We start from the raw sequence: 20,811 nt of genomic DNA, 5'->3' as shown, positions 1-20,811 counted from the left end.
TCCCGGCCCGTCCCGCCGTGTGGTCGAATCCGACCATGGTCGCCGCGACGGAGCTGTCGGATCTGGTACGCCCCGGGATGCGGGTGGCGCTCGGCGACGGGTGCGGCACGCCGCTCGCCCTGCACGGCCCGCTGAGCCGGGCGGCCGAGGGCAAGGAGGTCCGGCTCGTCCTCGGCTGGATGCCCGGCCTCGCGCCCGACCTGGACCCCGCGGCCTTCGCCGACATCCGGGTGCTGATGGGCGGGCCCGGCGTGCGGCGCATGGTCGAGGCGGGGCAGGCGCACGTCGTCCCCTGCCGGCTGTCCGCCGTCCCGGCCCTGGTTGCGGGAGCGCTGAAGCCCGACCTGCTCGTCGCGACCCTGGTCCGCGGTCCCGACGGCCTGCACCTCGGCGCCGAGGCCTCCTACCTGCGCGGGCTCGTCGACGCCGGGGTGCCGGTCGCCGCCGTCGTCTCCACCGCCGCGCCGCTCGCCGAGGTCGGCCCACCGATCCCCGAGGAGCAGGTCACCGTGCTCGGCGAGACGGACGCGCCCCCGATCGAGATCCCCGACGCCGTCCCCACCCCGGCGGACGAGATCGTGGCGCGGCACGTCGCCGGGCTCGTCCCCGAAGGTGCGCGCGTGCAGGTCGGACCCGGGCGGCTCGCGCAGGCGATGGTCGGGGCGCTCGAGGTGCCGGTGCGGATCGACTCGGGGCTGCTGCCCGACCCGGTCGTCGACCTCGACGCGAAGGGCCTGCTGCTCGACGAGCCGGTCGCCGCCTACCTCTGCGGCACGCGGCGGCTCTACGAGTGGGCCGACGGCCGGCGGATCCTGCACCCGGTCGAGGTCACCCACGACATCGGGCGGCTGTCGGCGACGGGGGCCCCGCCGCTGATCGGCCTCAACGCCGCCCTGGAGATCGACCTCGACGGCCAGGTCAACGTCGAGGGCGTCGGCCGCGCGAGCGCCGGCATGATCGGCGGGCATCCCGACTTCTGCGCCGCGGGCGTGCGGGGCTCCGGGCTCTCCGTCATCGCCATGCCCTCGACGGTCAAGGAGCGGCCCACCCTCGTCGAGCGCCTCTCCCGGCCGGTCACCACGGCCTCGCACGACGTCGAGGTGGTGGTCACCGACCGGGGCGTCGCCGACCTGCGCGGCCTGGACCGGGCGGAGCGCCGCGCCGCCCTGCTGGAGTTGTGGGACGGGGAGGTGCGGTCGTGACGAGCCGGGTGCTCGCGGTGGCCGTCGACGCCCGGGACGCTGCTCGGCTCTCCCGCTTCTGGTCCGCCGCACTCGGTCGCGGCGAGCCGTTCACCTGGGACGACGCGACCGGCACGACCTACGTCGAGCTGCCCGGCGAGCCGGCGCTGCTGTTCCAGCCGGTCCCCGAGGAGAAGTCCGGCAAGAACCGGCTGCACCTGGACCTCGCGCCGCCGGAGGGCACCGGGCAGCGCGAGGAGATCGCGCGGTTGGTGGACCTGGGCGCGCGGGTGCTCGACGAGGCGGAGGGCCATCCGTGGGTCGTGCTCGCCGATCCCGAGGGCAACGAGTTCTGCGTGCTCCCACCCCGCTGAGGGCCGCAGAAGCCCGGCTCACCGCAGGTCGTGAGTGGCGACTGCCCCTCTAGCGGCAGTTGCCGCCCACAGGAAGTCGCGCAGGGCGGAGAGGGTGGCGGCCCGGTTCTCCTCCACCAGGAAGTGCCCCGCGTCGGGGATCGCCCGGCCGGTGACGAGGGCGAGATCGGCGGCGTGGCGGCGCCAGACCTCGGTCGGGGGTTCGGGGTTGCGGCCGACCACACCCTTCTCGCCCCACAGGACCAGGGTCGGCGCGCGGAGCCTTGCGCCCTCGGCGTCGTGCTCGAGGTCGATCGTGGCGCCGGCCCGGTAGTCCTCGAGCATCGCGTGCCGCGCCTCGGGGTCGGCGAAGGCCTTCTCGTACGCGGCGAGGGACTCGGCGTCGTGGGCCGCGATCCCGCTCCCCCAGCTGCCGAGCAGGCGGTGCAGGTAGTAGAGCGGGTCGCCGGCGATGAGACGCTCGGGCAGGTCGGCGGGCTGGATGAAGAAGAACCAGTGGTAGTAGGCCTGGGCGAGGGCGCGGTCGACGTGCTCGTAGACGTAGCTCGTCGGCAGGATGTCCAGCAGCGCGAGCTTCTCCACGCGGTCGGCGTGGTCGAGGGCGAGCCGGTGGGTCACGCGGGCGCCCCGGTCGTGCCCGACGACGGCGAACCGCTCGAACCCCAGCTCGGCCATCACCCCGGCCTGGTCGGCCGCCATGGCGCGGAACGAGTAGCCGTAGTGGTCCTCACCGGAGGGCGGACGGTCGGACTCCCCGTACCCGCGGAGGTCGGTCGCGACGACCGTGTGCCGCTCGGCCAGCTCGCGCATCACCGGCCGCCACATCACGTGACTCTGCGGGAAGCCGTGGAGCAGGAGCACCGGAGGGCCCTCGCCGCCACGCGTCCCGTGGATCCTGACCCCGTCGACCGTGACGTCGAAGGACGTGAACCCCGTCGTGTCCGCCATGGTCCGGACCGTAGCCCGGCCGATCGCCGTCGGCAGCCGGTCCGGTGTCCCCGGACCGGGTCTCGAACACCCACGCCTTGAGCACCGCGAACCGGATCAGGCCGCCGAGCACGCTGGCCAGCGTGACCGCCGCCGTCTCCTCGAGCGGGGTGGCGCCGGGGACGATCTCGTGCAGGACCAGCAGCACGGCGGTGCTGTAGCCGGCGTAGAAGGCGACGGTCCCCGCGTCCTGGACGTAGACCCGCCAGCGGTGGGCCGAGGCCCCCTGGAAGGTGAAGCGCCGGTTGATCTCGGTGCTCACCGCGGTGCTGAGCAGCAGCGCGACGAGGTTGGCCGGCACGGCGTCGAGGACCAGCCGCACGAGCAGGTAGAGCAGGGCGTTGACGGCCGTGCCGAGCCCGCCGACCACGCTGTACCGGACCAGCTGCGCCAGCAGCGGGAAGCGCGCCCGGAACGCGGCGACCCCCCTGCCCGGTCCCGCCACGGCACCGGCGGTGAGCTCGGCGAGTACCTGCCCCGGGTGCGTCACCCCGACCGCCCTGCTCGCCGTCACCCGTCCACCTCTTCCGCCCGATCCCGTGATCGGTACCTTTGTCGCATCCCCGCCTGGGTCTACGCCCTTCCCCAGCTGTGCGAACGCTGTGAGGGGCGATCTTTCATCCCCTCGGGGAAGATCCGTGACGGAGTCGTGATCAGCTCTACCCGTCACCGGTCCGTGGCACGCGCGTTGACCGTGTGAGGTCGATCGCCACCCGTCCGGGTGGCGAGCCGGGACATCGACAGGGGGACGGCCGGACATGCGTCGGACGGCACTGGCACTCGCGGTCATCGCGCTCGTCGCGACGGGTGGCGTCGCGGCCGCCACGGCGGCCTCCGCGGCCCCGACGAGTGACCCGGCCGTCGCGCACGGCTACTACCTGGCGCAGAACGGGACCGCGTGGGACGGCTCGTGGTCGCCCCAGTCGGACACGCTCGTCGACCCGAAGGTCGGGCACTGCTACGACCTGACGTCGCTGGCCACCGGCCCCGGCGCGGACTGGACGGAGTCGGTGAACCGCACCGACAAGGTCGCCCTGCTGTCCGCGAAGACCTGCGCGCAGCAGGCGGAGGACGCCGAGGACGCGAGCGGGGAGGCCGCAGCGGCCGCGCATCAGGCGGCGCGCTGGACCTCCCCGGACTCGGTGTCGCCGGGCTCCGGCGACTACACGTTCCGCTCGGTGAGCTTCGCGAACGTCCCCTAGCGACCAAGGATCGCTAGACCTGCAGGAAGACCGTCTCCCGGTCGCCCTGCAGGTGGATGTCGAAGCGGTACTCCGCCTCGCCGACCTTCTCGGCGACCAGGGTGTCCCGCCGCTCGGCCGGCACGGCGGCGAGGAGCGGGTCGGCGTCGTTGCCGGGCTGGCCGGCGAAGTAGATCCGGGTGACGACGCGGTCGAGCAGGCCGCGCGCGAACACCGACACGTCGAGGTGCGGTGCCTCCTGGGCCTCGGTGTCCAGCGCCGGCAGTGCACCGGGCAGCACGGTCCGGACGCTCCAGCGGCCCGTCTCGTCCGTGCAGCTGCGCCCGAAGCCGAGGAAGCCGGGCACGGAGGGCTCGACCGCCCCGCGCGGGTCGTCGGGGTGGGCGAAGCGGCCGTCGGGGTCGGCCTGCCAGGTCTCGATCAGCCCGTCGGTGATCGGCACCCCGGCGCCGTCGTAGACGATCCCGGAGATCACGATCTCGCCCGGGGTGCCGGGCGGGACGACGTCGGCGCCCTTCGGCCAGTCCAGCCCGAGCCGCAGGTACGGCCCGACGGTCTGGGACGGCGTCAGCGGCAGCTGCTCACTCATGGGGCTCCTCGAACGGGGTCTGCTCGCGGCCGCGCAGCACGATGTCCCATCGGTAGGACAGCGCCCACTCGGGCTGGGTGGTGTCCATGTCGAAGGTCGAGACCATCCGCTCGCGGGCACCCTCCGGCGCCGACCGGAAGATCGGGTCGAACGCGAACAGCGGGTCCTCGGGGAAGTACATCTGCGTCACGAGCCGCTGGGTGAAGGCCCGCCCGAACAGCGAGAAGTGGATGTGCGCCGGTCGCCAGGCGTTGTGGTGGTTGCCCCACGGGTAGGCGCCGGGCTTGATCGTGGTGAACGAGTACTCGCCGAGCGAGTTCGTGACCACACGGCCGCCGCCGGAGAAGTTGGGGTCCAGCGGCGCGGGCCAGTTGTCGCGCTCGTGCGCGTAGCGGCCGGCGGCGTTGGCCTGCCAGACCTCCACCAGCGTGTCCGGGACCGGGCGGCCGTCGGAGTCGAGCACCCGGCCGGACACGGTGATCCGCTGGCCGAGGGGCTCGCCCTCGTGCTGGCGGGTCAGGTCGTGGTCGTTCGGCCCGATCTCGCCGACGAGCAGCGGGCCGGTGACCTCGGTCAACCGCTGCGGGACGATGATCGGCCGCTGCGCCGGGGCCCGCAGCCCGGTGCTCTTGTACCCCGCGAAGTCCAGCGGCGGGTGGGTGTCCCTCGGCTGCTGGTAGGGCCGGGGATGGGCCAGGGTCATCGATCGCTCCTCTCCGAGCGTCTCGCTGCACGGTGCCTGTCGGCGCGTCGCCCAGCACTGTGGGGCACGGAGCCCGCACCGCTCGACCCGCCTTCCGTTGTGCGGAAGAATGCCCGCTCGTGGCGGGCAGGTCGACGGTGACGGCGCGGGTCCTCGACGTCCTCGGGGCCTTCACCGCAGCCACCCCGGAGCTCTCCCTCACCGAGATCAGCAGGCGTACCGGGCTCCCCCTCACCACGACCCACCGGCTCGTCGGCGAGCTGGCCGCGTGGGGCGCGCTCGAGCGCGGCGAGGGCGGGCTCTACCGGGTGGGGCTGCGGCTCTGGGAGGTGGGCGCGCTGGCCCCGCGCGGGCTCGGGCTGCGCGAGCGGGCGATGCCGTACCTCGAGGACCTGCACGAGGTCACCAGGGAGAACGTCCAGCTCGCGGTGCTCGACGGCGCCGAGGTCGTCTACGTCGAGCGGCTCGCGGCCCGGGACGCGGTGAGCATCCGGTCGCGCGCCGGGTCCCGGTTGCCGGCGACGGCCACGGGCGTCGGGCTGGCGCTGCTCGCGCACGCCGACCCCGAGCACGTCGAGAAGGTGCTGGCGGCTCCCTTCCGCCGCTTCACGGAGCGGACGCTGACCGAGCCGGACCGGGTGCGGTACCTCCTGGGCGAGGTCCGCCGGACCGGCGTGGCGATCAGCGAGCAGCAGATCGAGATGGTCTCCCAGTCGGTCGGGGCGCCGATCCGGGCGGGCCAGGGCCGGGTCGTCGCCGCGCTGTCCATCGTGGTCCCGATCGAGGCGAACCCGCACGCCTACGTGCCCGCGGTGCTGGCCGCCGCGCGGGGCATCTCGCGGGCCCTCGGCGCGTCCGCGCTCGCCACGCAGCCGTGACCCCGTCCGGGGTTGTGGCGCGCTGGGTGAAGGCGCAACGATCGCCGGCATGGACGTGGTGGAGTACCGGCCGACGCGTGACCAGTACGTCTGGACCTTCGGCGGGGTGGCGCCGTCGCACCGGATCACGCCGGGCACGCTCCTGCGGCTCTGGACCGAGGACGCCTTCTCCGGTCGGCTGACCTCCACGAGCGACCGCCCCAGCGCCGTGCTGAACATGGCCGAGGTCAACCCGCAGACCGGCCCCTTCTTCGTCGAGGGCGCGGAGCCGGGCGACACGCTCGCGCTGCACTTCGTCGACCTGACGCCGGCGCGGGACTGGGGCGCGTCGTCGACGATCCCGTTCTTCGGCGCGCTCTCCACCACCGAGCGCACCGCGCTGCTGCACGACCCGCTGCCCGAGCGGACCTGGATCTACGAGCTCGACCGGGCGCGGGGCGTCGTCCGGTTCGCGGCGCAGAGCGTGGACCTGGAGCTCGAGCTGCCGTGCAACCCGATGCTGGGCACGGTCGGCGTGGCCCCGGCCGGGCGCGAGGTGCGGTCGAGCCTGGTGCCCGACCTGTTCGGCGGCAACATGGACACGCCCGAGATGAAGCCGGGCGTGACCTGCTACCTGGGCGTCAACGTCGAGGGCGCGCTCTTCTCGGTCGGCGACGGGCACTACCGCCAGGGCGAGGGCGAGAGCTGCGGTACCGCCGTCGAGGGCGCCATGGACGTCACGCTGATCGTCGAGCTGATCAAGGACACGCCGACGGTCTGGCCGCGGATCGAGTCGGACACGCACTACACCGTCGTCGGCTCGGCCAGGCCGTTGGAGGACGCCTGGCGCGCGAGCCAGATCGGCATGATCGCCTGGCTCGGCGAGCTGTACGGGATGGACCGGCTCGACGCCTACCAGCTGCTCACCCAGATCTCCGAGTCGCCGCTGGCCAACGTGGTCGACACGAACTACAGCGCGGTCACCAAGATCGCGAAGAACCTCCTGCCCGCCGGATCGGCGTACGGGGGCATGCACGCCCACCTGCGCGACACGGCCCGCACGATCTAGAGGAGAGACGCGTGGACCTGCAGCTCAGCGGCCGGAAGGCCCTGGTCACCGGCGGGACGAAGGGGATCGGCGGCGCCGTCGTCGACCTCCTGGTGGAGGAGGGCGCGGCGGTCGCCTTCTGCGCCCGCAACGCCGACGAGGTGGCGGCCAAGGCGAAGGCGACCGGGGCGAGCGGCCGGGCCCTGGACGTCGCCGACGCGGAGGCCCTCACCGCCTGGGTGCGCGACGAGGGCGAGGCAGGCGGGATCGACATCGTGATCGCCAACGTCAGCGCCCTGGCCATCGGGCCCGGCGAGGAGAACTGGAAGAACTCCTTCGAGGTCGACCTGATGCACACCGTGCGGATGGTCGAGGCGGCGATGCCGTACCTCGAGAAGAGCGACGTGCCGGCGATCGTCGCGGTGTCGAGCGTGTCCGGGCGCGAGGCGGACTTCGCCGGCGGCTCCTACGGCGTGATGAAGGCCGCGATCGTGCACTACATCTCCGGGCTCGCCTTCACCCTCGCCGCCAAGGGCATCCGCGCCAACGCGGTCTCCCCCGGCAACGTCTACTTCGACGGCGGGGTCTGGCAGAACATCGAGCGCACGCAGCCGGAGTTCTTCGCCGAGGCCATGGGGTTGAACCCGTCGGGCCGGATGGGGACGCCCGAGGAGACGGCCTACGCCGTCGTCATGCTGGCGAGCCCGCGTGCGAGCCGGATCAGCGGGACCAACCTGGTGGCCGACGGCGCCCTCACACGCGGCGTGCAACTGTAGGGCCGTGCGCGACTTCCGCATCGACGTCCCCGAGGCCGACCTCGACGACCTGCGCGACCGGCTCCGCCGCACCCGCTGGCCGGAGCCGGCCACGGTCGGAGGCTGGACGCAGGGCGTGCCGCTCGACTACGCGAAGGAGCTCGTCGCGTACTGGGCGGACGAGTACGACTGGCGGCGCTGCGAGGCCGAGCTGAACTCGTACCCGCAGTTCACGACGGGTCTCGACGGCGGCGGCGACGACACCGTCGAGGTGCACTTCCTGCACGTCCGGTCCCCGCACGAGAACGCCCTGCCGCTGATCCTCACGCACGGCTGGCCGGGGTCGGTGATCGAGTACGTCGGGCTGGTCGACGCGCTGACCAAGCCGGAGGACCCCGCCGACGCCTTCCACGTCGTCATCCCCTCGCTGCCCGGTTTCGGGTTCAGCGGCAAGCCCTCGGTGTCCGGGTGGGGCGTCGAGCGGATCGCGACCGCGTGGGCGCAGCTGATGGACCGCCTCGGCTACGACCGCTACGGCGCGCAGGGCGGCGACTGGGGCTCGATGATCACCGCCGCCCTGGGTACCGGGATGCCCGAGGCCCTCGCCGGCATCCACCTCACGATGCCGCTGGCCGAGGCCCCGCCCCAGGACGAGCGCCGCGCCCTCTCCCGCGAGGAGAAGGAGGCGCTGATGTTCGCCAAGCGCTTCAAGGTCACGGGCACCGGCTACTCGGCCGAGCAGTCCACCCGGCCGCAGACGCTGGGCTACGGGCTCACCGACTCGCCCGTCGGGCAGGCGTGCTGGATCGTCGAGAAGTTCTGGGACTGGACGGACTGCGCCGGGCACCCGGAGAACACGGTCCCTCGGGACCGGCTGCTGGACAACGTGATGATCTACTGGCTCACCGCGAGCGCCGCCTCCAGCGCGCGGCTGTACTGGGAGAGCTTCCGCAAGCCGCGCATGGACATCGTGGAGGTGCCGACCGGTGCCACGGTGTTCCCGCACGAGATGAGCCGGCTGCCGCGGCACTGGCTCGAGCGCCGGTTCACCGACCTGCGGCACTTCTCGCACCCGGTGGCGGGTGGGCACTTCGCGTCGCTGGAGCAGCCGGAGACCTTCGTCGACGAGGTGCGGACCTTCTTCCGGATGGTGCGCTGACCGACCGTGGTCGGTGCCCGCCTCCTGGTGCACGTTCGAGTGAGTCGATCTTCGGAGCGTTGACCCTCCGAGACGGACGTCACCTTCGTCCGGGCGACCCGCCCCGCGGTCTCGCGACCCGTCAACCAGAACCGGCACACCCGTCGGGGTGCGGCGGAACACCCGTCGAGGCGCTCGCACAGGCCGTCGACGGGGTGTGAGCGCCCGAGAGGGTGTGCGACCGCCCGGCCCGCCGGGTCCGGACACCTCGCCCCGGGCGAGGCATCACCCCGGGCGACTCGCCCTGTGATTTCTTGACTCGTCAACCCCAAAGGCCGGCACATCCGTCGAGGTGCGGCGACACACCCGCCGAGGCACTCGCACAGGCCGTCGACGGGGTGTGGGCCGCGCGCGAGGGTGTGCGACGCCGTCGGCGGACCGCGCCTGCCCCGACCGCGGCCTTGACGAAACCTCGTGCCGGGCGACATGCTCCGGATCCTTCGACTCGCCCGCGGGTGCCGGCACACCCGCTGCGACGCAATACATGCCGTCGACGGCCTGTGCGAGCAACCTCCGGGGTGTGAGACCGCGCCATACCGGTTGTGTCGACGCTCGAGGCGGCCGGCGGGGATGGGACCGCGCCCTACGGTTGCGCCGGCCGACCTGGGCGACCGAACGAGCCGCGAGACTCCCGGCCGCCTCGACCCGCCCCGATCGGCGCACCTCGTCGGATCGCCGCGCCCGCGCTCACGCGCGCCACACCCGTTCGAGGCCGCGCACCCCTTCGAACACGACGCATCCCGCCGAGCACCCCCGCACCCGCCGAGCACGACGCCTCGAGCGGGGCTGCGCCGCCGACTACTCGAACGCCAGAACCGAGGCGGTGAAGCTGTGGAGGTGGTTCCGCCCACCCACCGGCCCGATCTCCCCGGCGGCGAAGAACCCGGCGACCGGGATCTCTCCGAGCTCGGCACGGACTATCCGGGGGTCGTGGTCGGCGTCGGGGAACATGCCCGCGCCGCGGCCGTTGCACGAGAACAGCAGCGCGCCGCGGACCTGCGGGAGGTCGTCGAGCAGGTGGGCGAGGTCCTCGCCGGCGCCGGCGGCGTCGCGCACCTGGAACCGCACGGTCCGCCCGACCTCGACGACGTCGCCGACCGCCACCGCGCCCGCCTCCGGGTCGATGCCCATCACGCCGCGGATGAGGAAGTCGCCGCGGCCGTGCTCGTCGGCGTACTCGTCCATCGCGACGCCCAGGTGCAGGGCCTGCGCCGCCTGGTGCCGCTCCTCCGGCGGCAGCGCCTGGACGATCGCGCCGAGCTTCGCGTAGGCCTGCTCGCCGGCCAGCTCCAGCAGCAGGTTCGCCTCCGCCGCGGTCACGATCATCGGCGGCCCGATCGGGCGGCATCCCTGGCTCACCACCGTCCGGACCCCGGCACCCCGGCCGATCAGCACTCCGGCCGCGCCGCCGTCGAGCACCTCTCCGTCGAGCACGAGACGGTTGCCGCCGGGCGCCGCGCCGACGCTCGCCAGCCCGCCCATCAGCGGCAGGCCCGGGAGCAGCTCGGCGGACCGCTCGAGGTAGCCGCCGACCGGGAAAGAGAACGGGTCCACGAGGAGGATCGCCGCCTCCGCGGCAGCTGCGGCCGCCGCGGGTGGTGTGCCCGTGACCTCGATGCCACCGGATCTGCGCCGCGCGCCGAGCCGGAACGTGTCGAGCGAGACCCCGGGGAGGGCCGCGGCGAACACCGAGACCGACGGTTCCTGCTCGACGCCGCGCCCGTCGGCGATCACGCCGTGGGCGGTCGTGCCGATCGCGGCACGGGCGCCGGCGATCTCCATGGCGCGCACGGCGGCCGCCGCCGCTGCATCGGGATCGCCGGCGCGGCCCGTGGCCACGAAGACCACCAACAGGTCGGGTGCGCGCCCCTCGAAACCGGCCAGCGCCTCTGCGGTCGCGACCTCCGCGGCCCCGCGGAGATTGGGACCGACGGCCAGGCCGTCGCCGAAGATCCTGCCGTCGTCCACGTCGTCCACCTCCCCCGCCACCGCGGGGAGCGCCGGTGGCGACGCAGAAATCGTCGCAGGTCCAGAGCGGCGCGACCAGCCGATCCAACGCCGACGTGCAACGACGAGAGGGCCGCCGGACGGGCCGGACGGCCCTCTCGTGGCGCACGGATGTCGAGCTGCCAGAACGATCACCTACGCCGGGTCCGCATCGGGCGGACGCGCATCACCTTATCGCACACGACTTTGACCTGCAAACAACTTGCAACAAGGGATAGCGTCGACCACGACCGACCCGACACGGAACGGAGCACCCCTCGTGGCCGAGTACACGCTGCCCGACCTGCCCTACGACTACGGCGCGCTCGCCCCCCACATCGCGCCGGAGATCATGGAGCTGCACCACTCCAAGCACCACAACACGTACGTCACCGCGCTCAACGGCGTCCTCGACAAGCTCGCCGAGGCACGCGCCGCCGGGAACTTCGACGCGATCGTCGGGCTGGAGAAGACGCTCGCGTTCAACCTCGGCGGCCACGTGAACCACTCGGCGTTCTGGCAGAACCTCTCCCCCGAGGGCGGCGACAAGCCGGACGGCGAGCTCGCCGCGGCCCTCGACGAGGACTTCGGCTCGTTCGACGCCTTCCAGTCCCACTTCACGGCCGCGGCCACCACGATCCAGGGCTCCGGCTGGGCGATCCTCGGATGGGACCAGCTCGGGAAGCGGCTCCTGGTGCACCAGCTCTACGACCAGCAGTCCCAGCTGCCGGCCGGCCAGGTCCCGATCGTGCTGCTCGACATGTGGGAGCACGCCTTCTACCTGCAGTACAAGAACGTCAAGCCGGACTACGTCAAGGCGTGGTGGAACGTCGTGAACTGGGCGGACGCGCAGAAGCGCTTCGCCGCCGCCCGCGCGAGCTGAGCCGCCGGTCCGGGCCCGCACCCGGCGGGCCCGGCCACGACTTGCCGGAGGCCACGGCGCGACTCGCCGGGGGCCAGCCCGACTCGCGGTGCCGGAACTCCCGACTCGCGGAACGGCGGCCCCCACCCCGCGAGTCGGGATCTTCGGCAGCGCGAGTCGGGATCTTCGGCAGCGCGAGTCGGGATCTTCGGCAGCGCGAGTCGGGATCTTCGGCAGCGCGAGTCGGGAGTTCGGTCAGTGCGGGAGGCCGCCGGCGGCGCGGAGCAGGAGGTGCATCGCGAGGTCGGTGGAGCGCTCCCGGATGTCCCCCCGTGACCCGGGCAGGACGGGGTCGCGGGCGAGGACCTGCCCGTCGGCGGTCGTGACGCAGAAGCAGACGTACCCGACCGGCTTGGCCTCCGTCCCGCCGCCCGGCCCGGCCACCCCCGTGATCCCGACGCCGATCGAGGCGCCGAACTTCTCCCGCGCCCCGTCGGCCAGCGCGCGGGCCACCTCCGGCGACACCGCTCCGTGCTCCGCGATCATCTCGGCCGGCACGCCCAGCAGCGAGGTCTTGGCCTCGTTCGAGTAGGCGACCACCCCGCCGTCGACGTAGTCCGACGAGCCGGCGCGGTCGATCAGCCGCGACGCCAGCATCCCGCCGGTGCACGACTCCCCCGTCGCGACCGTGAGCCCGTGTTCGAGCAACGCCTCCGCGAGCAGCTCGTCCGTGGTCGCGCCGACCGCGCTGACCAGCTGCTTCCGGTGCCGCGCGATCAGCTCGTCGGCCAGCTCGGCCGCGACCGTCTCGGCCCCGGGCAACGGGTGCAGGTCGACCTCCAGCTCCGAGCGGCGCAGGCAGGTCGTCACCTCGACGTCGGACAGGTCCCGGGCGCGCTCGATGTCGCGGAGCGTCTCGGCGATCTCGGACTCGGGCAGGTTGAAGAAGCGCAGGGACCGCGCCTCGGCCCGCGGCACGGTGGCCAGCAGCTCCGCGAAGGGCGCCGCCTCCAGCACGGCCGGCCACATCCCCTGCAGCTCGCGCGGCGGCCCGGGCAGGACGACGACGAGCGGCCCGTCCGGGCGCCGGACGACGAGCCCGGGCGCGGTCCCGACCGGCTCCAGCGCGACGGCCCCGCGCGGCACCATGGCCTGCTTGCGCGTGGCCTCGTCGAGGGCGGGCCCGGCGAACCCGGTGCGCCGCGCCCACCGCGCCACCCGGCGGCCGATCGTCTCCTGCATCGCGGTGTCGAGCTCCAGCTCGGCACCCACGAACGCCGCGACGATCTCGACCGTGATGTCGTCCGCGGTCGGCCCGAGGCCCCCGCTGGTCACGACCAGGTCGACGCCGCCCTCGGTCACCTGGCGCAGCGCGGCGGCCAGGTCCTCCGGCCGGTCCCCGACGAGCACGACCTGTGCGACCTCGAACCCGAGCTCGCCGAGCTCGCGGGCCACCCACGGCCCGTTGGCGTCCCGGACGGCCCCGGTGAGCAGCTCGCTCCCGGTCACGACGATGCCGGCGCGCGGCCGGCGGACCCTCGATCCCTCACCCACGCAAGGACCCTACCCCGGCCCGGGCGCGTCGATCGGAGATCGATACGGAGCGTGATCGAAATAGGGTAGATCACTCGGTGGTGCACCCTCAAGGACGTCACTGACCTGGGGATGTGCTCGTTCTCAGGGTGGTCACAGCGTGCGTGCGGAGACTGGTGTTCGTCCCACCCGGGACGCCCGAACGCCGGGTGCCGGGCCGGGACGGAAGGGACGCGAGATGACGGACGGGCACGGACCCACGTGGGTCGGCGAGACCGACGTCGACGACGTCGCGGGACTGCACGTCGAGCCCCGCTACACCGCCGCGAGGCTGCTGGTCACCGCGCACGGCGACGCCGTGGGGCAGGTGACCGTGCCGCTGCGCGCCGGCGTGGCCGACGCCGTGACGGTGGCCGACGCTGTTCGCGAGCAGCTCGGGGCCCTGCCGGAGCCGCGGCCGGTGCCGAGCTCCGTCGAGCCGGTCACCGTCGTGATCGCCACCCGCGGGCGCGCCGAGAGCCTGGGCCGCGCGGTGCGCGCCGTGCTGGCCGGCGACCACCCCGCCGTCACGGTGCTCGTGGTCGACAACGACCCGGCCGACGACGCGACCGAGCGGGTCGTCGCCGCGATCGGCGACCCCCGGGTCCGCTACCTGTGCGAGCCGCGCCGCGGCACGTCCGCCGGCCGCAATCGCGGGCTGGCCGAGGCGGGAACCCGGCTCGTCGCCTTCACCGACGACGACACCGAGGTCGACACGGCCTGGGCCCGCCGGCTGGCCGGCGCGTTCGCCGCGGACCCCGAGATCGTCTGCGTGAGCGGGCCGGTGCTCGCCGCGCGCCTCGACACCGAGCAGGAACTCCTCGCCGACGCGACGCTGGGCTGGGCCAAGGGCTTCCGCCCGCGGACCTTCTCGCTCGCCGCGCCGCCCGAGGACTCGGCGATCTTCCCGTTCGCCCCCGGCCTGCTGGGGATCGGCGCGAACCTGGCCGTGCGGGCGGACGTCGCCCGCGAGATCGGCGGGTTCGACGAGGCCTTCGGCCCCGGCTCCCCCACCCGCAGCGGCGAGGACTGCGAGTTCCTGGTGCGGCTGGTGCTCGCCGGGCACGTGCTGGCCTACGAGCCGGCCGCCTGGGTGCGCCACCACCACCGCAGCGACCTCGCCGGGCTGCAGGAGCAGGTCGAGGGCTACGCCGTCGGCCTGGCCGGCTTCCTCACCAAGGTCGCGCTCTCGCCGCGCGGCCGGGCCGCCGCGCTGCGCCGCATCCCGGCCGCCGTGCGCCGGCTGGGCGCGATCGCCGACCGCGACACAGGGGTGACGGGGGGCGCCGAGGCCGCCGCGCCGGGCTCCGGCCGCCGCCACCGGGCGCTGCTCTCCGGCCCGTGGCTCTACCTGCGCTCCCGGCGGCGCGCGCTGCGCTCCGGCGGGCGGGTGCCGCCGCTCGTGCTCGCGGCCGTGCCCCCGGCCCGCGCGGAGCGCCCGCGCGAGCCGGTGCTGGGCCTGCACTGAGACCAGCAGGCCGGGCAGGGCCAGCGTCCCGATCCAGGACAGCACCAGGGCCAGGCTGCCGAGCACCCGCCCACGCCGGCGGGTCATCGCGGCGAGCGTCAGCAACGTCGGCGTGATCCCCATGTAGCCGAAGAACAGCAGGACCGCCGCGAGCTGGCTGCGCAGCGGGTCCACGGTCAGGGTGTCCAGGTGGGCGAGGGTCCCCTCGCCGGTCTCCCGGACCGTCGTCGCGAAGCCGGCGGCGACGAGCAGGCCGCCGGCCGCCGCCGAGAGGCCGACGGCACGCCGCCGGAAGCCCGTCGCCGGCGGCACGGCGGGGGCGGGCGGGGTGAGGGTGTGGCCGGCGTAGTCGTCGGCCGAGAGGTGCAGGGACATCGTCGGCTCCTTCGGATCGTTCGACGGAACCCTCGCGGGACGACGCCGCCGGAGCACCGGTGTCACCCTGCGTCCGCGCACGTGGTCACCGCCCGGCAACGGTGTGGTCAGCACACCCCCGCGCCGCGCGGGGCCCCCTCTAGGCTGGGCGCGTGAAGATCCGAGTGGTCCTGGCGGAGGACAACGCCCTGCTCCGGCACGGACTGGTGCGCCTGATCGACGGCACCGAGGACCTCTCGCTCGTCGGTGCGGCCCCCGACCTGCCGACGCTCACCGCGCTGGTCGACGAGCACGACCCGGACGTCGTGGTCACCGACATCCGGATGCCCCCCACGAACTCGGACGAGGGCCTCTCCGTGGCCGCCGACCTGCGAGTCCGCAAGCCGGGGACCGGCGTGATCCTGCTGTCGCAGTACGCGGAGGCGCAGTACGCGCTGACCCTGCTCGCCGACGGCACCGCCCGGCGCGGATACCTGCTCAAGGAGCGGGTGGCCGACGGGGACGAGCTGGCCGAGGCGGTGCGGCGCGTCGCCGAGGGCGGCTCGGTGATCGACCCGACCGTGATCGAAGGCCTGGTCGCGGCGCAGCGGGCGAAGCCGTCCGAGCTCGACGCGCTCACCCCGCGCGAGCTCGAGGTCCTCGGCGAGATGGCGCAGGGCAAGAGCAACGCCTCGATCGCCGCCGCGCTCGTGCTGTCCGAGCGGGCGATCGAGAAGCACACCAACTCGATCTTCTCCAAGCTCGGGCTCTCCGAGGAGCGCGACCTCAACCGCCGGGTGTCCGCGGTGCTGGTCTACCTGCAGAACAGGTGATCGTTCCGCCCTCCGCGCTGCGGAAACGCCGCGGATGGTGCATTTTGCGCGCATGACCTCCCGGATCTCGTCCGGCCGCGTCCACGACCGCGCCGGCTGGGCCTTCCTCTGCCGGGCGGTCCGCCGCCCGCACCTGTTCGGCTCCCCGGCGCCGTCCGGCCGCGCGCTCGCCGCGCAGCTCGCCCGCCTGCTGCCCGACTCGGGCACCCCGACCGTCGTCGAGCTGGGCGCGGGCACCGGGGCGCTCACCCGGCAGATCCACGAGCGGCTGCCGGCGGGATCGCGGCTGCTGGCGGTCGAGCTGGACGAGGTGCTCGCCCGGCACCTCGCCGCGCACCTGCCCGGCGTCGACGTCCGGCAGGGCGACGCGGAGCGGCTCCCGGCGCTGCTCGCCGACGCCGGCATCACACGCGCCGCGGCGGTCGTGACGTCGCTGCCGTGGACGCTCCTGCCCGCCCACCGGCGCGACGCCGTGCTCGACGCGATCGCGGCCGCCCTCACCCCCGACGGGATGGCGACCGCCGTCCTCACCCGCACCGCGCTGCCGAACCGGGCGCGGGAGCTGCGCCGGGCCTTCGCGGCCCGCTTCGCCGAGGTCGAGACGATGCCGGTCGTCTGGCGCAACCTCCCGCCGGCGACGATCCTCGTCGCCCGCCGGCCGCACCCGACGCAGCAGCGCACCGAGCACCGCCCTGATCACCGCACCGAGCATCCCCGGCCCGATCGGCGGCCCGGGCATCGCCCGCCGGAGCCCGACGCCCGCGCCTCGTAGGACGGCCACGGCCGAGCCGGCGAACGATCTCTCAGTTCGCCGCGCCCTCCCGCCAGTACCCGCAGAACATGATGCGGTCCTTCGGCACGCCGTTGCGGACCCAGTGCCGCCGGATGCCCGTCGGGAGCGCCTGCTCCCCCACGGTCCAGCCGTAGAAGGGCTCGGTGGGGACCGGCAGGGCGAAGGCGGCCGCGAGGGCGGCCCGGCCGGGCGTGGCCCCGGGCTCGCCGCGGACGACCCGCGTGACCTCGACGTCCGGCGGGGCCGCGAGCTCCTGCCGGTCCTCCGCCGTCGGGACCTCGAGCACCGCGCGCCCCCGGGTGTCGACGGGCAGCGAGGCGAGGATCGCGGCGGTCGCCGGCAGCCCGCTCTCCTCGGCCACGAGCACGACGTGCTCCAGCGCGGGATCGGGGTTGAAGCCCACGCCCTCGTCGAGCAGCGCGACCGGATCTCCCGGCGAGCAGGTCTCCGCCCACCTCATGCCCGGGCCGGCGGCCGCCCCGTCCGTGCCGTGGAGCACCACGTCGACGTCGATCTCCGGGCCCTCCGGCCCGACCGGCCGGTACGCCCGCACGGTGTAGGCGCGCAGGACGGGCCGGGTCGCCTTCGGCAGGGTCAGGTACTTCGCGTAGCTCAGGGCGGTGAGCCTGCCCGGCAGGCCCTCGAGCGTGCCGCCCGGCACCGGGATGAACAGCCGGAACCACTGGTCGAAGCCGAGGTACCGGAAGCGGTCGAGGCCGCCGCCACCGAGCGTGACCCGGGCCAGGTGGGGCGACAGGCGTTCCCGCCGGACGACCCGGGTCGTCAGCAGCTCGGTGACCTCCGGCTTGATCCTCGTCGCCCTCATGTTCGTGCGGGCCATGCCACCTCCTCGATAAGTTAGGCAAACCTAACCACGCCGCGAGGGGTGGTCAACGGTCACCGCCGGGTGCGATAGGTCGTCTCGACCACGCGGCCGTCGAACACCCGGGTGCCGACGAGGTCGAAGCCGAGCCGGGTGCCGCCGGTCGCCAGCACCGCGTGCGGTCCGCCGAGGACGACCGGGTGCAGGCAGATCCGCACCTCGTCGACCAGACCCGCCGCGGCCAGCGAACCCGCGAGGGCCGCCCCGCCCATCAGCACGATGTCCTTGCCGGGGCGCTCCTTCAGCGCCGCCACCTCGGCGAGCACGTCGTCCCGGATCAGGGTGGTGTTCTCGGCGTCGACCCGCTCGAGGGTGCGGGACACCACGACCTTGTCCGTGGCCCGCCACCGCGGCGCGTACGCCCGGTCGTGCGGGTGGTCGGAGACCTTGTCGGCGGTCGGCCAGTAGGCGGCCATCATCTCCCAGACCCGGCGGCCGTAGAGCAGCGTGTCCAGCTGGTCGTTCAGCTCGATCGAGTAGGCCGACAGCTCCGGGCCCATCTCGGGCCAGTCGAACTCGCCCTGCGGGCCCTGGATGCGGCCGTCGAGCGAGGTGTGGACGAAGTGGATCAGGGTGCGCACGGCGGTTCCTCCCGCGTCCGGGGCGCCCTCGTGGGCGCCGCTCCCGGAGTGGTCGGAGGGGCACCCGTCTTTTCGACACGGCCGCGGAAGATTTTTTCGCCGGACGGCCGAAGGGCCGGCCCGGATGTCCGGGCCGGCCCTCGGGTCGGTGCAGCGGGTCCGTGCTGCGGGTCAGCTCTGGCGGGTCCCGCAGGTGGCGCAGAAGACCGCGCCGGGGGTGACGGTCGAGCCACAGTTCGTGCAGCTCCCGGCCTTCGGGATCGAGACGACCGCGGTGGGCGCGGCCGCCTCCTCACCCGACCCGTTGACCGGCTGGGCGGCCGGGGCGGGCGGCGGCGTGGGGGCCGCCGGGGGCTGCGCGGTGATCGGCGTGACCGGTGCACCGGGGCTCACGAACGGGCCGGCCGGCGCGGGCCGCTGCGAGGCCATGATGTCCGCCGGGGTGACGACCGTGGTCGGGCCGTCGGCGGGACCGGTCGGCCGGGCCGGCTGCTGCCAGGCCGGCGCGTGCGGGGCCTGCCGGGCCGGCTGGGGCATCGGCGTGCTCCCCCACGGTGCCTGCGGCATGCGCGGGGCCTGCGCGCCGGGCGTCCAGTCCGCGTAGCCGTCGAGGCGCGGGTCGCGCGGGGCCGGGATGTCCGCCACGACGCCCTCGCCGCGGCCCTTGCGCCGGCGGAGCATCGCCACCAGCAGCGCGACCCCGCCGACGACCAGCGCGGCCGCACCGCCGACGATCGTCCAGAACAGCCACGGGGCGAGACCCCACGGGCCGGTGTCGTCGCTCTGCTGCGCGACCGGGACGACCGGGGTGTCGCCGAAGCGCTCCTTGGCCTTCGCGGCCTCGGTCTTGAACTGCTGCGCCTGCCCGTGGTCGGGGTCGACGAGCAGCAGCCGCTCGAAGCCCGCGATCGCGCCGGTGTAGTGGCCGGCGTAGTAGTTCGCGAGCGCGTCACGGTAGAGGGTGTCGTTGGGGCCCAGCTGGTTCTGCACGCCGTTGCGCGCCAGCAGCTCGTTCAGCCCGCCCGCCGGGGCGATGAAGTTGAAGGCCTGGTCGTTGGGCAGGTGGGCGCTGTTGATGCCCAGGACGTCGCCGTCCATGTCGACGGTCGGGCCGCCGCTCATGCCGGGCGAGAGGGAGGCGGAGGTCTCGTAGTACGGGACGCTGCCCATGGTGCGCTTGGTGCTGATCTGACCGTCCTTGTTGGACGGCTCGAGGGTCGTGTCGGTGACGGCGTCGGCGGCGGCCGGGTAGCCGATCGACAGCACCGGGGTGCCGATGGCCGCGTCCGTGTCGGTCCCGAGCTGCACGGACGGCAGGTCCGAGCTCTCGATCTTCAGCAGCGCGACGTCGCCCTGAGCAGGCGGGCGGAAGTCGACGAGGCGGGCCGGCACGACCTCGCCCTTGGTGCCGCTGCCGGTGCCGGAGCCGATCACGGCCGAGTACTGGGCGTCCATCGGCGAGCCCTTGGCCTGGCCCTCCACGGTCCAGTTCGCCATGCCGTAGGTCATGGCGTCCTGCACGGTCACACCGGGCGTGCTGGCGGCGAGGTCCTGCGCGACCATGGCGATGAAGTCCGCGCGGACGCCGTCGGGGCTGGTCGTGTCGACGCAGTGGCCGGCGGTGGCGATGTAGCCCTGCGGGTTCACGCCGAAGCCGGTGCAGGTGGCGTTCAGCGTGAGCGGCTGGCCGTTGTTGTAGTACAGGCCGGTGCCGTCGCCGACGTAGGCGGTGAAGGTCTCGGTGAGGTAGACGATCGCGGGGCGGACCTCGGCGGCGGCCTTCTCGGTCGGCGTGGCCTGCTGGGGCGATCCGGGTCCGGGCGGGGCGCCCGGCTCGGCGGCGAGCGCGGTGCCAGCGGTGGCGAGGGCGACCGAGGCCGCGACGGCGACAGCGGCGGCGGCTCGGGCGATGGTGCCGGTCATGGGTGGTCCTCTCGGATGTGGCGGCTCCGGGCCTGTCGGCCCTCGCCCGGAGCCGGCGGCTGCGCGGCCCGTCGATGACGAGGAGAACTGTCCCGCCGTGGGCGCCGTCGTCACGAGGGGCCCAACCCGCGAACAGGGGTGGGGCCAGCACCACTTTCACTCCAGGCGGTGGACACCCCGCGCGGCCACCGGGCCGCATCCTCGGCGGACCGGACGCAGGCGGGGCACACTGTCCCGCATGGAGCAACGAGCCGCGTCGACGGCGCGGGTGCGCGTGCTGGTGGTGGACGACCACCGGCCGTTCCGGTCCGCCGCCGCCGCGGTCATCCGGCGGATGTCCGGGTGGGAGATCGCGGGCGTCGCGGAGACCGGCGAGGCCGCCGTCGACGTCGCCGCCGAGGTGCACCCGGACCTCGTGCTGATGGACGTCAACCTGCCCGGTATCGACGGCGCCGAGGCGGCCGTACGGGTCTCCGCCGCCGCGCCCGGCACGCGGACCGTGCTGTGCTCGACCTACCGCCTCGAGGACCTGCGGATCGACCCCGGCGGTCCCGGTATCGCCGGTTACCTGCACAAGGAGGAGCTCGGCGCCCCCGTGCTGCTCGACCTGTGGAACCGGATCAGCACCGCGGCGTAGCCGCGCATCCGGCCCACGGCCGGGG

21 protein-coding genes are annotated in these 20,811 nt (G+C 74.2%); 12 read left to right on the top strand and 9 right to left on the bottom strand.

Translation table 11 applies throughout. The features are described 5' to 3' along the window. Window positions 1-35: 35 nt before the first annotated feature. Window positions 36-1,202 carry an acetyl-CoA hydrolase/transferase C-terminal domain-containing protein gene (locus tag ACQP04_RS08300; RefSeq protein ID WP_433506470.1) on the top strand — a complete coding sequence of 389 codons (1,167 nt, stop codon included), beginning with the start codon at window positions 36-38 and terminating at the stop codon, window positions 1,200-1,202. Continuing rightward, window positions 1,199-1,555, top strand: a complete 357-nt coding sequence (locus tag ACQP04_RS08295) for a VOC family protein (protein WP_433506469.1) — start codon at window positions 1,199-1,201, stop codon at window positions 1,553-1,555. Before ACQP04_RS08300 ends, ACQP04_RS08295 begins: the two co-directional genes overlap by 4 nt. Before the next feature lie 18 nt (window positions 1,556-1,573). Here ACQP04_RS08295 and ACQP04_RS08290 read toward each other — a convergent pair whose 3' ends face one another. Together ACQP04_RS08290 and ACQP04_RS08285 are read right to left on the bottom strand one after the other, a co-directional pair. Beyond that, window positions 1,574-2,380, bottom strand: coding sequence for an alpha/beta fold hydrolase (locus ACQP04_RS08290; protein WP_433506468.1), 807 nt, complete (start codon window positions 2,378-2,380; stop codon window positions 1,574-1,576). Further along, on the bottom strand, window positions 2,283-3,056 hold the full coding sequence (locus ACQP04_RS08285; protein WP_433506467.1) for a GtrA family protein: 774 nt from the start codon (window positions 3,054-3,056) through the stop codon (window positions 2,283-2,285). The genes ACQP04_RS08290 and ACQP04_RS08285 overlap by 98 nt, the downstream gene beginning before the upstream one ends. Window positions 3,057-3,300: 244 nt before the next feature. On the opposite strand from ACQP04_RS08285, the gene ACQP04_RS08280 reads away from it, so the two are divergent. Next, window positions 3,301-3,744: a hypothetical protein gene (locus ACQP04_RS08280; RefSeq protein ID WP_433506466.1), complete on the top strand. Its 444-nt coding sequence runs from the start codon at window positions 3,301-3,303 to the stop codon at window positions 3,742-3,744. Window positions 3,745-3,757: 13 nt separating this feature from the next. On the opposite strand, the gene pcaG is transcribed toward ACQP04_RS08280, so the two are convergent. Further along, window positions 3,758-4,333: a protocatechuate 3,4-dioxygenase subunit alpha gene (gene pcaG / locus ACQP04_RS08275; protein ID WP_433506465.1), complete on the bottom strand. Its 576-nt coding sequence runs from the start codon at window positions 4,331-4,333 to the stop codon at window positions 3,758-3,760. Further along, window positions 4,326-5,036 (bottom strand): protocatechuate 3,4-dioxygenase subunit beta, encoded by a 711-nt coding sequence (pcaH, locus tag ACQP04_RS08270; RefSeq protein ID WP_433506464.1) that lies wholly within the window; start codon window positions 5,034-5,036, stop codon window positions 4,326-4,328. The genes pcaG and pcaH overlap by 8 nt, the downstream gene beginning before the upstream one ends. A 119-nt stretch (window positions 5,037-5,155) precedes the next feature. Between pcaH and ACQP04_RS08265 the strand changes: the two genes are divergently transcribed. Genes ACQP04_RS08265 through ACQP04_RS08250 form a run of 4 tightly spaced genes read left to right on the top strand, consistent with a single transcriptional unit; the run spans window position 5,156 to window position 8,855 of the window. After that, window positions 5,156-5,914, top strand: coding sequence for an IclR family transcriptional regulator (locus tag ACQP04_RS08265; protein WP_433506463.1), 759 nt, complete (start codon window positions 5,156-5,158; stop codon window positions 5,912-5,914). Between the two features lie 49 nt (window positions 5,915-5,963). Continuing rightward, window positions 5,964-6,962 carry an acetamidase/formamidase family protein gene (locus ACQP04_RS08260; RefSeq protein WP_433506462.1) on the top strand — a complete coding sequence of 333 codons (999 nt, stop codon included), beginning with the start codon at window positions 5,964-5,966 and terminating at the stop codon, window positions 6,960-6,962. A gap of 11 nt (window positions 6,963-6,973) precedes the next feature. Next, entirely contained in the window at window positions 6,974-7,717 is a 744-nt protein-coding gene (locus ACQP04_RS08255) for an SDR family NAD(P)-dependent oxidoreductase (RefSeq protein WP_433506461.1), read from the top strand. Between the two features lie 4 nt (window positions 7,718-7,721). Next, window positions 7,722-8,855: an epoxide hydrolase family protein gene (locus ACQP04_RS08250; RefSeq protein WP_433506460.1), complete on the top strand. Its 1,134-nt coding sequence runs from the start codon at window positions 7,722-7,724 to the stop codon at window positions 8,853-8,855. A gap of 837 nt (window positions 8,856-9,692) precedes the next feature. On the opposite strand, the gene ACQP04_RS08245 is transcribed toward ACQP04_RS08250, so the two are convergent. Further along, window positions 9,693-10,862 (bottom strand): FIST signal transduction protein, encoded by a 1,170-nt coding sequence (locus ACQP04_RS08245; protein WP_433506459.1) that lies wholly within the window; start codon window positions 10,860-10,862, stop codon window positions 9,693-9,695. 298 nt (window positions 10,863-11,160) lie between these two features. Here ACQP04_RS08245 and ACQP04_RS08240 point away from each other — a divergent pair, with 298 nt between their 5' ends. Then, window positions 11,161-11,763, top strand: a complete 603-nt coding sequence (locus ACQP04_RS08240; RefSeq protein WP_433506458.1) for a superoxide dismutase — start codon at window positions 11,161-11,163, stop codon at window positions 11,761-11,763. 234 nt (window positions 11,764-11,997) lie between these two features. Here the strand turns inward: ACQP04_RS08240 and ACQP04_RS08235 are convergent, their stop codons facing one another. After that, entirely contained in the window at window positions 11,998-13,296 is a 1,299-nt protein-coding gene (locus ACQP04_RS08235; protein ID WP_433506457.1) for a competence/damage-inducible protein A, read from the bottom strand. A 217-nt stretch (window positions 13,297-13,513) separates the two neighbouring features. Here ACQP04_RS08235 and ACQP04_RS08230 point away from each other — a divergent pair, with 217 nt between their 5' ends. From ACQP04_RS08230 to ACQP04_RS08220, 3 genes are all read left to right on the top strand, one after another. After that, the gene (locus ACQP04_RS08230; RefSeq protein ID WP_433506456.1) at window positions 13,514-14,782 is read left to right on the top strand and encodes a glycosyltransferase family 2 protein; all 1,269 of its coding nucleotides are present in this window, start codon (window positions 13,514-13,516) and stop codon (window positions 14,780-14,782) included. Between the two features lie 533 nt (window positions 14,783-15,315). Continuing rightward, window positions 15,316-15,969 carry a response regulator transcription factor gene (locus ACQP04_RS08225; RefSeq protein ID WP_433508329.1) on the top strand — a complete coding sequence of 218 codons (654 nt, stop codon included), beginning with the start codon at window positions 15,316-15,318 and terminating at the stop codon, window positions 15,967-15,969. Window positions 15,970-16,021: 52 nt separating this feature from the next. After that, window positions 16,022-16,741 carry a class I SAM-dependent methyltransferase gene (locus ACQP04_RS08220; RefSeq protein ID WP_433506455.1) on the top strand — a complete coding sequence of 240 codons (720 nt, stop codon included), beginning with the start codon at window positions 16,022-16,024 and terminating at the stop codon, window positions 16,739-16,741. A 31-nt stretch (window positions 16,742-16,772) separates the two neighbouring features. Here ACQP04_RS08220 and ACQP04_RS08215 read toward each other — a convergent pair whose 3' ends face one another. The 3 genes from ACQP04_RS08215 to ACQP04_RS08205 form a co-directional block, all read right to left on the bottom strand. Next, on the bottom strand, window positions 16,773-17,603 hold the full coding sequence (locus ACQP04_RS08215) for a siderophore-interacting protein (protein ID WP_433506454.1): 831 nt from the start codon (window positions 17,601-17,603) through the stop codon (window positions 16,773-16,775). Window positions 17,604-17,659: 56 nt separating this feature from the next. Further along, entirely contained in the window at window positions 17,660-18,226 is a 567-nt protein-coding gene (locus ACQP04_RS08210; RefSeq protein WP_433506453.1) for a dihydrofolate reductase family protein, read from the bottom strand. Window positions 18,227-18,397: 171 nt separating this feature from the next. Continuing rightward, window positions 18,398-20,149, bottom strand: a complete 1,752-nt coding sequence (locus tag ACQP04_RS08205; protein ID WP_433506452.1) for a trypsin-like peptidase domain-containing protein — start codon at window positions 20,147-20,149, stop codon at window positions 18,398-18,400. Window positions 20,150-20,387: 238 nt separating this feature from the next. On the opposite strand from ACQP04_RS08205, the gene ACQP04_RS08200 reads away from it, so the two are divergent. Then, window positions 20,388-20,786 carry a response regulator transcription factor gene (locus tag ACQP04_RS08200; RefSeq protein WP_433506451.1) on the top strand — a complete coding sequence of 133 codons (399 nt, stop codon included), beginning with the start codon at window positions 20,388-20,390 and terminating at the stop codon, window positions 20,784-20,786. Window positions 20,787-20,811 lie beyond the last annotated feature (25 nt).

The organism is Pseudonocardia halophobica (assembly GCF_050948485.1).
GTDB lineage: Bacteria > Actinomycetota > Actinomycetes > Mycobacteriales > Pseudonocardiaceae > Pseudonocardia > Pseudonocardia halophobica.
Note: the sequence above shows the minus strand (reverse complement) of the source record. Positions and strands in the feature narration are given on the sequence as shown.